This window comes from Pseudomonas sp. PAMC 29040 (assembly GCF_003994535.1).
GTDB classification, from domain to species: domain Bacteria; phylum Pseudomonadota; class Gammaproteobacteria; order Pseudomonadales; family Pseudomonadaceae; genus Aquipseudomonas; species Aquipseudomonas paraversuta.
On sequence record NZ_RZAA01000001.1, the window covers coordinates 502,884 to 515,034 of the forward strand.

Below are 12,151 nucleotides of genomic sequence, written 5' to 3' on the forward strand. Positions count from 1 at the left end.
AGAGAGCCCACCATGTTTAAAGTCACCGGTAAAATCGCCCTCGAAGAGCATTTCGCAACTGAAGAAACGTTGCAGGACTCGTTGGGGCAGATGCCAGATTCCGTCGGGCCTGAACTCAAAGCCCGGCTGCTGGATATTCAGAAACGCCGCATCGAAGAAATGGATCGTCACGGCATCGACCTGATGATTCTCTCCCTCAACGCCCCCGCTGTTCAGGCCGTTCCGAATATCAAAGAAGCCAACGAGTTGGCGCGGCGCTCCAACGATTATCTCGCCGAGCAAATTGCGCTGAACCCTAAGCGCTTTAAGGGCTTCGCTGCGCTTCCGATGCAAGACCCGGAGCTGGCCACTTTAGAACTGCAGCGTTGCGTCAATGAGCTGGGCTTTGTCGGCGCGCTGGTCAACGGCTTCTCGCAGGTGGGCGACGCCAACACCGTGCGTTACTACGACCTTCCCCAATACCGTTCTTTCTGGGAACAGGTACAAGCGTTGGATGTGCCGTTCTACCTGCACCCGCGCAACCCCCTGCCTGCCCACGCTCCAATCTACGACGGTCATCCCTGGTTGCTGGGACCGACCTGGGCGTTTGGCCAGGAAACAGCTGTCCACGCACTGCGCCTGATGGGATCGGGGCTGTTCGATGATTTCCCGAAACTGAAAATCATCCTGGGCCACATGGGCGAAGGCCTTCCGTACAGCATGTGGCGCGTCGACAACCGTAATGGCTGGATGAATATCCCCGCTAACTATCCAGCCAAACGCAAGATCGCCGAATATTTCCACGAGAACTTCTACCTGACCACGTCTGGCAACTTCAACGACCAGACGCTGATCGACGCAATGCTGGAAATCGGTTCTGACCGTTTGCTCTTTTCCGCCGACTGGCCTTTCGAAAATATCGATCACGCATCCGATTGGCTGGATAGCGCCTCCATCAGCGACAACGACCGCGTAAAAATCGGTCGAACCAACGCTGCCCGCCTTTTCAAACTGGATAACTGAAACGGTACAGGCCTCTCGCTGCCGGGAGGCCCGCAATGCCCGTACTCAAGGTAACGCACCTACCCAAGCTCTAAACGCTATCGCCAAAACCAGGAGAACAATAATGACCGTGCAACTGGCAAGACACTGGATCAACGGTGAGTGGGTCGAATCGCAGACCATCGGCGAGTCGATCGATCCAGCGACCGGTAATGTCATCGGGCGTTTCGCAGATGGCGGCGCCGCTGAAGCAGACATGTCCATTCAAGCCGCAAGGACAGCGTTCACCAACAGCCGGTGGCGCGAGGATAAAAACTTTCGCGCCGATGTGATCGAGAAGCTGGCCGCCTGTTTCGAGCGTCATACCGAGGAACTGGTCGCAGCCCTTTGCCTTGAAAATGGCAAGATTCGCGGCGAAGCGCTGTTCGAAATCACCATGCTGGCTCCCAAGCTGCGTTACAACGGCGCACTGGCTCGATCGCACAAAGGTGAAAGCGGCAGCGCACGTCCGGGTTCTGTGTCGATGATCGTTCATGAGCCGGTGGGTGTCGTCGGCGTCATCGTGCCGTGGAACTCACCGGTAGTATTGATGATTCGCTCGGTCGCACCTGCGCTGGCAGCGGGCAATGCCGTTGTAGTGAAAATGCCCGCCCAGACGGCAATCCTCAACGCCTTGGTGGCGAGCATCTTTGCACAGGTCCCCGAGCTGCCAACCGGGATCGTCAACTTCTTCACCGAGTCCGGTGGCGAGGGAGCGAAACGACTGGTGTCATCCCCTGACGTACCCGTCATCAGCTACACCGGTTCGACTCAGGTCGGCGCGGTGATCGCCGCCGAAGCCGGGCGTCATCTCAAACGCTGCAGCCTGGAACTGGGCGGCAAGACGCCACACCTGATTTTCGCCGACGCTGATCTGGATCAGATGGTGCCGACCCTGGCGGCATCTGTCACCGTGTTCGCCGGTCAATTCTGCATGGCCGGTTCTCGCGTCCTTGTGCACAAAGACATCGCCGACAAAGTCATCGACGGGATCAAGCAACGCTTCAACAGCCTGCGCCTGGGTGCCGCCGCCGACACCCAGAGTCAGATGGGTCCGATGATCGACAAGGGCAACGTCTCACGCGTCGACCAGGTGGTCGAACAAGCCATTCGAGACGGTGCTGAAGTGCTGGTTCGCGGAGGCCCGGTAACCGAAGGATCTTTGGTCAATGGAGCGTTCTATCGCCCCACTCTGCTGAAAGTCAGTGATCCAGACATGAGTATCGTTCAGCAGGAAACCTTCGGCCCGGTCATGACGGTGCAGACTTTCGAAACCGAAGAGGAAGGTATTGCGTTAGCCAACGACAGCCAGTTCGGCCTGGCGGCCGCCATTTGGACACGTGACATGGCAAGGGCTTTCAGAGTGGCCGGGCGCCTGGAGGCAGGAACCGTCTGGCTGAATGACTGGGCGCAGGTTCACGATGAATTTGAAGAAGGTGGCTACAAGAAATCGGGCATGGGTCGCCTCAATGGCACCTCCGGTATCGACGACTTCCTCGAAATCAAACACATCACGTTCAGTACCTCGAGCGGCCACTCAGCCCATTGATGAACCCAGCCTTAGAACACATGAGTACAAGGAGAACAACAATGACTCAAGATCGCCAAGTAGCAGTCGTAACGGGAGCGGCCCAGGGCTTCGGTCAGGCCATCAGCATCGGCCTCGCCAAGCGCGGGATTGATGTGGTGGCTGTTGATCTTTCTGACTGCACAGAAACTCTGACTCAGGTTCAGGCACTGGGCGTGCGCGGCGTCGGGATTGTGGCTGATGTCTCGGATCCGGGTGTCAGTGAACGCATTGAGAAACTGCTGAACGATGAGTTCGGTCGCTGTGACATCCTGGTGAATAACGCTGGCATTTTCCCGACCAAATCGATCACCGAACTGGATTACGCACTGTGGCAGAAGGTCCACCGGATCAACCTTGATTCGCAGTTCCTGATGGTCAAGGGCGTGCTGCCGTTCATGACCAAAAGCGGCTACGGGCGAATCGTCAACCTGACTTCGAATTCGCTGGGGCTTACGGCAACAGGCTTGTCGCATTACATGTCGAGCAAGGCCGGTGTCATCGGTTTCACCCGTGGTCTGGCGACTGACTTGGCCGAATTTGGCATCACGGTCAACGCGGTCGGCCCAACCGCCTCGCTGACTGCCGGCGGCAAATCCCACATTGATATCAAGCTGATTGAAGAAGTGGCGAAAATGCAGGCCATCAAACGTCCCGGAACGTCTGAAGACATCGTAGGTACGGTGATGTTTTTGTCCAGTGAGCAATGCGCCTGGGTCACAGGACAAACCATCATGGCGGACGGCGGTCTGGTTCGTTTGTAAGACCTGCGAGGCAGCGGTGTTTCCTCACCGCTGCTGCGCCTCATTAATACTGAGTGCGGCCTCCCCGCGCTCACGCTGCACCCGGTTTGTGTTGCTCGATAATAAACCTAATAAAAAGAGACGATACCCATGACCACTCAGATCGATGTCACGCAAGTGGTAGCAAATAGTCGCTTGGGCCCCTACCAGATCATGGTTCTACTCATGTGCTTCGCGTGCATGATGATCGACGGTTTCGATATCCAGTCCATGGCGTACGTCGCGCCTGAAATCATCCGCCAGTGGGGGATCGCCAAAGCCAGTCTTGGGCCGGTTTTTGGTATCAGCCTCGTGGGCATGCTGCTGGGTTCGTTTATTTTTGGTTCAGTCGCAGATGCAATCGGGCGGCGTCCGGTGCTGATCGGCGCTCATATCGTTCTTGCGTTGACTATGTTTGCGGCCTCATACTCCGAGTCGATTACCAGTCTGATGATCATGCGGTTGCTCAGCGGCCTGGCCATGGGTGCGATCGTGCCAAACGCCATAGCGATGTCGACCGAGTACACCCCGAATCACAACAAAGTCACCTTGCTGATGCTAGTGTCTTCTGGAATGGTGTGCGGCGGAATTACCGGTGGCGTGATCGCCGCCTGGCTCATTCCCCTGTTTGGCTGGCACAGCGTTTTTTACGCCGGCGCAATCGCGCCATTGATCCTCGCCATAATCATGCTGGCGCTCATGCCAGAGTCCATGCAGTGGCTGACCGTGCGGGGAAAATCCGCTTCGCGGGTCGCCAGGACATTATCGCGGATAAACCCCGATCTGATCATCAATGACGCTAGCGCGATCACCACCACTGCACCCAAAAAATCCGGACTTTCGGTGAGGGGACTGCTCGGTGCCGAGCACGGCCGTGGGACGATTCTTCTGTGGCTCATGAATTTTATGAACATGCTGTGCGTGTACTTCCTCGCTTCCTGGATTCCGGTACTGATGAGTGACGCCGGGCATTCCGCCTCACAGTCCGTTCTGGCGGGCGCCGCGTTGTGGCTGGGCGGACTGGGCGGCACGTGGCTGCTCGGATGGTGCGTTGATCGTCGGGGTTATGTCGCCGTGCTGATGCCCACCTTTATCCTTGCCGGGGCAGCCATCGTGTTTTTCAGCTGGTACTACATCGCAATTCACTGGGCGTACCTGTTTATCGCCGCAGCAGGTTTTGGTGTGATGGGTGGTCAAGCCATTCTGAATGCGATGGCATCAACCTATTACCCGACGGCATTGCGCTCCACCGGCCTGGGCTGGGCACTTGGATTCGGTCGTTTGGGTGGAATCATGGGGCCGATTCTCGGTGGCGGCTTGCTGACGCTGCATTGGAGCACCGCGAACCTTCTGCTGCTTTCAGCACTGCCTATCGGCGTCACGGTTTTGGCAATCGTTGTATTTTCCAGAGCACAAAACAACAGCTGGTCTGCCGCGACCTGATCGTCACACCGAGAATCAAGGGACTATCCAATAAGTACCCTCTTCACTTTCTACCAACCCAACGCGGGGACGACGCGCACTCTGCCTGACGATCAGTCTGCCCGGCAGCACTTCCTGTATCGAAGGCTTTCGCGTTTCTTCCAGTTGAGCGGCGATGATCTGCACGGCCTTTTCTATCATCAGCGCCAATGGTTGCTCGTAGGTAGTGAGGGCAATCAATGGCCAGCGGGCAGGCGCGATGTCATCGAAACCGACAATCGAGATTGTGCTGGCGGGCACCAGTCCAAATTCTGTGGTGGCAACGTTAAGCGCGGCAATTGCCATCAGATCGTTCGCGCAGAAAATGGCATCGGGTGGCTGTGCGCGGGATAAGAGGCGGCGCGCAGCTTCCATTGCACCTTGAAAGGTGTAGTGCCCGGCATCCCGCAGGGGCGCAGGCAAACCAAGACTACCCAGGGTTGCAGAAAAACTCAGCTCCCGGTCCCTGCTAGTGGAAGAACTTTCACTGCCAGCGATAAATGCCATGCGCGTATGTCCGCCGGCCTGCAGGAAGGAAGCAATGAGTTCACCGCCTCGAAGGTTGTCACTGGTAACGCTGGAAATGGTGTCGTTATCGTTTTTGCGATTGAGCAGTACGACGGGCAAACCCGTTTGCTGGCACTCCTCGGCAAAGCGCGATGACAGGCTCGAGGAAACCATGACAACTGCGTCCACTCGATGACGCAGCACCTCATCAAGAACCGGGTCCGAATTTTCGTTAGTGACCGTCGAAAACAGTAGGACTCGATAACTGATTGCCTCGAAAGCCTTGGAAAGCGCTTCGACGGCGGCACCATAAAAAGGATTCTCCAGGCTGGGAACGACCACCGCGATTTGACCCGTACGGTTGGTAATCAAAGAACGTGCAACAAAGTTCGGACGATAGCCCAGTACTGCTGCGGCAGCCTCTACCTTCTCGCGGGTTTTCTGCGAAACGCTGGCGCCCTTGGTGAACGTCCGCGAAACCGCAGACTGGGACACCTCTGCGAGCTTGGCAACATCATGCGCAGTCACCGGTCGTCGAAAGTTATCAACCATGGCGCAGGGGGTCCTGTTTAAAAGTGAACATCCTATCATCTGCCTCTTTTCAAACCATCAAAGGCTCATTTACAATCAAAATGCATACGTATGCAAACCACTAAATACAAGTATAGGTAATTGCACATGGCTCACTGGCTGAAACACAGCATCACGGCGCAAGCAATCAAATCCGCCGACCTCAAAGTTCGCGATACAGTCGAATCGACACTCGCTGACATCGAAGCACGAGGCGACGCCGCAATTCGCGATCTGGCGATCAAGTTCGACAAGATGGATCGCGACAGCTATCGCCTTTCCTCAGCCGAGATCGATGCGTGCTACTCGCAGTTGACCAAGCGGGACATTGCAGATATCGAGTTCGCCCAGACCCAAGTGCGCAACTTTGCCAAGCACCAGCGAGCCAGCATCCAGGATATCGAAGTCGAGACCCTTCCAGGTGTCATCCTTGGCCATAAGAACGTTCCGATGAACGCGGCCGGTTGCTACGTGCCAGGTGGTAAGTATCCTCTCCTGGCCTCGGCTCACATGTCGGTGATCACCGCCAAAGTGGCGGGTGTGCCAAGAATCATCACCTGCGCACCGCCGTTCAACGGCAAGCCCGCGCATGCGATCGTCGCAGCGCAACACATGGCAGGCGCCGACGAAATCTACTGCTTGGGGGGCATTCAGGCGATTGGTGCAATGGCTATTGGTACCGAGACCATCACACCGGTCGATATCATTGTTGGGCCAGGCAACGCCTTCGTTGCCGAAGCCAAACGACAACTATACGGGCGTGTGGGTATCGACCTTTTCGCGGGTCCGACCGAGACGCTCGTCATTGCAGACGAGAGCGTCGATGGCGAACTTTGTGCTACCGACCTTCTTGGCCAGGCAGAACACGGTCCTGACTCCCCGGCAATCCTGCTAACCACGTCCGAGAGTCTTGCTCGCGACACCATGGCGCAGATCGAGCGACTTTTAAAAATTCTTCCTACCGCCGATATCGCGCGCCAAGCCTGGGAGAACTATGGTCAGGTCATCGTTGCCGACAGCGATGAAGAAATGCTGCAGATCGCTAACGACCTCGCCTACGAACACGTACAGGTCATGACCAAAGATCCGGACTGGTTCCTGCAGCACATGCGCAATTACGGCGCGCTGTTTTTGGGTCCTCGAACCAACGTTGCTTTCGGCGACAAAGCGATTGGCACCAACCATACCCTCCCTACCAAAAAAGCTGCTCGATACACCGGCGGGCTGTGGGTCGGCAAGTTCCTGAAGACCTGCACCTACCAGAAAGTCACAACCGACGAAGCATCGGCGCTGATCGGATCCTACTGCTCCAGACTCTGTGCCCTTGAAGGGTTTGCGGGCCATGGTGAACAGGCGAATATCCGTGTTCGTCGCTATGGCAAAAAGCACGTGCCCTACGCTGGCATTGTCGAATAACTCTCTGCCCGCTGCCGTTTGAACAGTGAGCCAATTGCACTACGAGGGAAGTTGTATGAGTCACGAACTTGAGTCCATGACGCTGCCGTCATTTCGTATGGACAGTAAAGTCGCACTGATCACCGGCGCCGGTGGCGGTATCGGGGCAGGCATTGCGCTGGCATTGGCTTCGGCCGGAGCGCATGTGGTCCTGCTTGCAAGGTCGGAAAACAGCTTGAGCGAAGTTGCCCAGATAATTCGTAAGCGCGGCGGCGTCGCAGACGTACAAGTGTGCGATGTGACAGACAGTGCTGCGATCAGAGCCGCGATTCAGAAACTGCCGAAGCTGGATATTCTGGTGAACAACGCAGGCACCAATTTTCCTGAACCCATGCTTGAAGTCAGCGACGAGCACCTGGACGCAATGCTTGATTTGAACGTCAGGGCATCGTTCATCACGGCGCAAGCGGCTGCAGCCAAAATGCTGAAAAACGGCTCGGCATCCGGAGGAGTGATCATCAATATTTCCTCGCAGATGGGCCATGTAGGATCACCTAACCGCACTGTGTACTGCATGACCAAACACGCTATTGAAGGCCTGACCAAAGCCATGGCCATTGAGTTCGCTAGCGAGGGCATCCGGGTCAACACGCTCTCACCAACGTTCGTCGATACGCCCCTGGTTCGCAAAATTGTCGATACACCAGAGAAGGAGTCATTCCTGGTATCGAAAATACCTCTTGGCCGGATGGCAAAAATTGAAGACATCGTCGGGGCCGCCCTTTATCTCGCCAGCCCCGCGGCACGAATGGTTACGGGTACGTCTCTCAAGGTCGACGGCGGCTGGACCGCACAGTGACCTGATTGATCGAACGCCTGTGTCTGTTTTCGCAGTTCCATTTGAAGGAAAACGTTATGTTCCAACAAGGAAAACCTATTTTTAACCTTGGATTGAGCGTGCTTATGAGCATTACCCTAGGGTCTGGAATGAGTGCTACTGCCAATGCCGCATCGACGGATACCGCCGATGTCTCGCTGAGTCCACAGCTGACGTTATCGCAAGGCACGCTGCGCGGGACGCCCGCAGATGCTGGCGGCGTACTCAGTTTCAAAGGCATACCGTATGCCCAGCCTCCCGTTGGCAATTTGCGTTGGAAAGAGCCGCAGCCAGCACCGCCGTGGAATGGCGAACTGGATGCTACTCAATATCGCGCTTCCTGCTGGTCTGCCAGCGGTTTCGGCTTGCCCGACACTTCTGCTGTGGCGAGCGAAGACTGCCTGTATCTGAACGTCTGGAGCGGCGCTAAATCGGCTAAAGCCAAACTACCGGTCATGGTGTGGATTCACGGCGGTGGATTTCAGTTCGGTTCGGGTGGCAGTCCGGACACCCGTGGCGAAGTATTGGCAAAGAAAGGCGTGATCGTGGTCACGCTGAACTACCGTTTGGGCGTCTTTGGTTACCTGTCGCGCCCCGATCTTGATGCCGAGTCCAACGGGCACAAGTCAGGTATGTACGGCATCCTCGACCAGATCGAGGCACTTAAATGGGTCAAAACAAACATTGCAGCCTTCGGTGGTGACCCGGATAACGTCACAATTTTCGGCGAATCCGCAGGTGCGCATGCCGTCGGCTTCCTGATGGCCTCTGCGCAAGCCAAAGGCCTGTTTCACAAGGCGATCGGTGAAAGTGGTGCGTTCTGGGAAAGTGAGATGAAATCGCGCAAGGACGCTTTAGCGTTCGGCGCCGAGCTGGGTGACAAGCTGTCTGCTCCGACAATCGAAAAGCTGCGGGCAATCTCTGCACGGGACCTCCATGACGCGACCAACTGGAACCTGACACTGCCGACCAAGTTCTCTCCTCTGGTCGACGGCTATGTGTTAACAGAACTGCCGTATGCCACGTTCGCACACGGACGTCAGAATGATGTTCCATTGCTGGTGGGCTGGAACTTGAACGAAGGCGGGCCCTTCATGAGTTACAGCTTCCCCCACGCGACAGCAGAGGAGTTCACACAGGCCGCCGCCAAGGCTTTTGGTGCGAAACACATGGCTGAATTCAACAAGCTGTACCCATCCTCGACAGCAGAGCAGCTCAAGCAATCGGCACAGACCCTCGTTGGCGATCTGACCATCAAGAACGAAACCTGGACTTGGGCCAAACTGCAACAGAAAACCGGCCATGCGCCTGTGTTCGTTTATAACTTTACCTTCACCTCGGCGTTTACTCCGTCACCGATCCATACCGCTGAAATCGCCTACGTATTCAAACAATGGGTACCGGGCCCCTTCCATAAGCCAGTGCAACCATCGGAAGAGGACTTGAAGTTGGCAGACACTGTTCAATCGTATTGGGCCAACTTCGCCATCAAGGGTGACCCGAACGGAGAAGGTTTGCCGCAATGGCCAAAATACAAAGGACCGGGTAGCTCTGTCATTGATTTAGGGGCAAACATCCAGGCAGCTCCGGAAGAAGGAACGGCACGCTTCAAGTTCTTGGAGCAGTTCCGTGGAAAGGATGGGTTGATCACGGTAGGCCAACACTAGTCACAGGACCGGCGCGCCAACAGTTTCATACGAGCCAATCCAACCTGTCCGCAATGATTGAAGGTCGCGAACAGGTTGGAGTGGTTTGGTTTGGTTTGGTTTGGTTTGGTTTGGTTTGGTTTGGCAAAACTGACGCCCAAAACACCTAAGGCTCCAGGTACGACCGAAATATAGGAGAATAAAAATAATGAAACCTGATGTTCAATGCCGTAATTCATCAGGCAATGTGCATGGCCTCAATTGCCCCGCACTCGATCACATTGTCAGAGGGAGAGTCGGTGCCGTTGAAATAACGAGGCTGTTTGACACATCCTTGTTGGGAGAAACGGCGCAGACCTGGCTGCCTGATTTTGATCGTCAACGCGTAGAAGCACATGAGCATTGGTTAGCCCCCAATCACTACGATCCGGAAAGCGGACGTATCTTCATGCCCGTGCACAGTTGGATCGTTCGAACCTACAAACACACGATCCTGATAGACAGCTGCGTCGGCAATCACAAGGAACGCCCAGGCATTCCAGAGATGCATCAACTGAACACGCACTATCTCAAGCGAATGAAATCACTTGGCGTTGATCCCGAGGACATAGACTTTGTGATGTGTTCGCATCTGCATGCAGACCATACAGGCTGGAATACCCGGTTGGTTAACGGTACGTGGGTACCGACGTTTCCTAACGCCAAATATGTGATGTCGCAGATTGAGCATGATCACGCCGAGCGGCTGGCGCACGGTAATGTCCCAGGTGTTCCGGCCTGGTTTACTCACATGTACAACGACAGTGTGTTACCCATCATCGAGGCGGGGCAGGCAGTATTGTTCGATGACACCTTCGAACTGGATGACACCTTCATCATCAGGCATGCGCCGGGCCATTCTGCAGGCCATGTTCGTATCGAATTATCTTCTAACGATGAGCATGGAGTTTTTTGCGGAGATATTTTGCATTCACCGATCCAAATTCCCTTTTGGCAATGGAGCAGTAGAGTCTGCGAGAACCCGGCACAAGCTGCCCAGAGTCGACACGACTTGCTGTCCTTCTGCGTTGAGAACAATGCGCTTCTATTGCCAGGTCACTTTGAAGATCCGTATATCGGGCGGATTGTCGATGAAGCTGGCACGTTTGGCATACGCTTCGGCTGGTAACTACTGATCAGTCGTACTTTGCATCAAATATCCGCGGGACATCCAACTAAACAACACTCAGGAACTTGCTCATGAAAGCTGCCGTAGTCCACGATTTCAATGCACCGCCACGTTACGACGACTTCACCGCTCCGTCGGCTGAATTTGGCGAAACGACGGTCCAGGTTCGAGCCGCAGCACTCAGTCAATTGGTCAAGGCCCAAGCGTCGGGGCGCCATTACAGCAGCGGCAAAACGCTACCCTTGATTCCAGGCGTGGATGGCGTGGGCCTGCTCCCCGATGGCCGTCGGGTGTACTTCGCCTTCCCGCGAAAATTGTTTGGTTCGATGGCTGAGACCAGTGTTGTGCAACTGCATAACTGCGTAGACATCCCCGACGATGTGGACGATGTGACTGCAGCGGCGATCGGCAACCCCGGCATGTCGTCATGGACCGCCCTGCTGGACCGGGCAAAATTTCTCCCGGGTGAAAATGTATTGATTAACGGCGCCACCGGCGCTTCGGGACGCCTGGCCATTCAGATTGCCAAACACCTTGGCGCGGCAAAGGTAATCGTCACCGGCCGCAATGCTCAAAGCGTAAAAGGACTGGCGGCACTGGGCGCCGACATATTGATCCCGCTCGACGTCCCCGCAGACGAGCTCAAAGCCTCGTTTCGCGAAGCATTGCAGACCCATAAAGTAAACGTCGTCCTCGATTACCTGTGGGGGCCTTCGGCCGAATGTTTGCTGAGTGCGGCTGCCGGACAAGGCAGTCAGTCAGGCGAGCCGCGGATTCGATTCGTGCAAATAGGCTCGCTGACCGGCAATGACATCAGCCTGCCCGGCTCGCTGCTGCGCAGCTCTGGTCTGGAGCTGATGGGAAGCGGCCTGGGTAGCGTTTCCAACGCAGGTCTGGTCCAGGCGGTAGGCAGCGTTTTACGTGCAATCAGCACGGCAGGGCTTTCGATTGCCGCTGAAGCGGTGGCATTGCAGGACGTGGAAAGTGCCTGGCTGAATGAAAGTTCTTCGCGACTGGTTTTCACCGTGTAACGACCACACTTACTGATCCGGCCGGTCGCTGACGTTGTGATTTAGACGTTGAGTATTCGCAGATCAAGACAATTGGTCCCCGACCTGTCACACCACAAACGCACGCTTTCAAGTGCGATCCAGGAGA

The 12,151-nt window shown here is 55.8% G+C and carries 10 protein-coding genes; 9 read left to right on the plus strand and 1 reads right to left on the minus strand.

Features of this window, described 5'->3' with window-relative positions:
* The first annotated feature begins 12 nt into the window (after positions 1–12).
* The 4 genes from WG29040_RS02200 to WG29040_RS02215 all read left to right on the plus strand — a co-directional run bounded on the left by WG29040_RS02200 (position 13) and on the right by WG29040_RS02215 (position 4,812).
* Positions 13–1,002 carry an amidohydrolase family protein gene (locus WG29040_RS02200; protein WP_127195570.1) on the plus strand — a complete coding sequence of 330 codons (990 nt, stop codon included), beginning with the start codon at positions 13–15 and terminating at the stop codon, positions 1,000–1,002.
* Between the two features lie 103 nt (positions 1,003–1,105).
* A complete protein-coding gene (locus WG29040_RS02205; protein WP_127195571.1) occupies positions 1,106–2,569 on the plus strand; it encodes an aldehyde dehydrogenase family protein in 1,464 nt (487 codons plus the stop codon).
* Positions 2,570–2,610: 41 nt separating this feature from the next.
* Positions 2,611–3,351, plus strand: a complete 741-nt coding sequence (locus WG29040_RS02210; protein WP_127195572.1) for an SDR family NAD(P)-dependent oxidoreductase — start codon at positions 2,611–2,613, stop codon at positions 3,349–3,351.
* A gap of 129 nt (positions 3,352–3,480) precedes the next feature.
* Complete coding sequence (locus WG29040_RS02215) at positions 3,481–4,812, plus strand: MFS transporter (RefSeq protein WP_127195573.1); 1,332 nt, start codon at positions 3,481–3,483, stop codon at positions 4,810–4,812.
* A gap of 15 nt (positions 4,813–4,827) precedes the next feature.
* Here WG29040_RS02215 and WG29040_RS02220 read toward each other — a convergent pair whose 3' ends face one another.
* The gene (locus WG29040_RS02220) at positions 4,828–5,889 is read right to left on the minus strand and encodes a LacI family DNA-binding transcriptional regulator (RefSeq protein WP_127195574.1); all 1,062 of its coding nucleotides are present in this window, start codon (positions 5,887–5,889) and stop codon (positions 4,828–4,830) included.
* Between the two features lie 126 nt (positions 5,890–6,015).
* On the opposite strand from WG29040_RS02220, the gene hisD reads away from it, so the two are divergent.
* The 5 genes from hisD to WG29040_RS02245 all read left to right on the plus strand — a co-directional run bounded on the left by hisD (position 6,016) and on the right by WG29040_RS02245 (position 12,024).
* Complete coding sequence (hisD, locus tag WG29040_RS02225; protein WP_127195575.1) at positions 6,016–7,323, plus strand: histidinol dehydrogenase; 1,308 nt, start codon at positions 6,016–6,018, stop codon at positions 7,321–7,323.
* 76 nt (positions 7,324–7,399) lie between these two features.
* A complete protein-coding gene (locus WG29040_RS02230) occupies positions 7,400–8,161 on the plus strand; it encodes an SDR family NAD(P)-dependent oxidoreductase (RefSeq protein WP_165878343.1) in 762 nt (253 codons plus the stop codon).
* A gap of 56 nt (positions 8,162–8,217) precedes the next feature.
* Entirely contained in the window at positions 8,218–9,846 is a 1,629-nt protein-coding gene (locus WG29040_RS02235; protein WP_218565502.1) for a carboxylesterase/lipase family protein, read from the plus strand.
* A gap of 187 nt (positions 9,847–10,033) precedes the next feature.
* Complete coding sequence (locus WG29040_RS02240; RefSeq protein ID WP_127195576.1) at positions 10,034–10,993, plus strand: MBL fold metallo-hydrolase; 960 nt, start codon at positions 10,034–10,036, stop codon at positions 10,991–10,993.
* Between the two features lie 71 nt (positions 10,994–11,064).
* Positions 11,065–12,024 (plus strand): zinc-binding alcohol dehydrogenase family protein, encoded by a 960-nt coding sequence (locus WG29040_RS02245; protein ID WP_127195577.1) that lies wholly within the window; start codon positions 11,065–11,067, stop codon positions 12,022–12,024.
* Positions 12,025–12,151: the final 127 nt, after the last annotated feature.

Coding starts and splice junctions, on each gene's coding strand:
- WG29040_RS02200 (WP_127195570.1), top strand. CDS start 13: ATGTTTAAAGTCACCGGTAAAATCGCCCTCGAAGAGCATTTCGCAACT.
- WG29040_RS02205 (WP_127195571.1), top strand. CDS start 1,106: ATGACCGTGCAACTGGCAAGACACTGGATCAACGGTGAGTGGGTCGAA.
- WG29040_RS02210 (WP_127195572.1), top strand. CDS start 2,611: ATGACTCAAGATCGCCAAGTAGCAGTCGTAACGGGAGCGGCCCAGGGC.
- WG29040_RS02215 (WP_127195573.1), top strand. CDS start 3,481: ATGACCACTCAGATCGATGTCACGCAAGTGGTAGCAAATAGTCGCTTG.
- WG29040_RS02220 (WP_127195574.1), bottom strand. CDS start 5,889: ATGGTTGATAACTTTCGACGACCGGTGACTGCGCATGATGTTGCCAAG.
- hisD (WP_127195575.1), top strand. CDS start 6,016: ATGGCTCACTGGCTGAAACACAGCATCACGGCGCAAGCAATCAAATCC.
- WG29040_RS02230 (WP_165878343.1), top strand. CDS start 7,400: ATGACGCTGCCGTCATTTCGTATGGACAGTAAAGTCGCACTGATCACC.
- WG29040_RS02235 (WP_218565502.1), top strand. CDS start 8,218: ATGTTCCAACAAGGAAAACCTATTTTTAACCTTGGATTGAGCGTGCTT.
- WG29040_RS02240 (WP_127195576.1), top strand. CDS start 10,034: ATGAAACCTGATGTTCAATGCCGTAATTCATCAGGCAATGTGCATGGC.
- WG29040_RS02245 (WP_127195577.1), top strand. CDS start 11,065: ATGAAAGCTGCCGTAGTCCACGATTTCAATGCACCGCCACGTTACGAC.